Source organism: Paraburkholderia sp. SIMBA_054, assembly GCF_046534875.1.
Lineage (GTDB): Bacteria > Pseudomonadota > Gammaproteobacteria > Burkholderiales > Burkholderiaceae > Paraburkholderia > Paraburkholderia hospita.
In genome coordinates this window covers 1-310 of record NZ_JAWRXV010000483.1, presented here as the reverse complement: position 1 = coordinate 310, position 310 = coordinate 1, and the positions used below count along the sequence as shown (strand labels likewise).

Annotated in this window: 1 protein-coding gene; it reads right to left on the bottom strand. The window is 61.9% G+C overall.

Features of this window, described 5'->3' with window-relative positions:
- Positions 1–310, bottom strand: a 310-nt coding sequence (locus tag SB822_RS55995) for an MFS transporter (RefSeq protein ID WP_410858966.1), incomplete at both ends; no start/stop codon positions are given.

The window sequence follows — 310 nt, the reverse complement described above, 5'->3', positions numbered from 1 at the left end:
CCTGGCGGATCGTTTCCAGTTGCGCGACAGGCCTGGTCCGATTGAACGCATCGAGATACGGAATACGCGCGACTTCATTGCGGCGCGACGCGGTGGCGCCCCGGCCCTGGCGCGGGGTATCGTCGGCGATATAGCGCTGCTCGGCTTCCGAACAGAAGCGGTTTTCACTGGGCGAATTCGTGACGAGAACCATCCACACGACAGCAAGCACAAGGCCCGGCACCGCGAAAACATAAAAGATCTCGCGCCATCCCCACAACTGGATCACGACGATGCACACCGACGGCACGATCAGCGGCCCGAGCTTGGA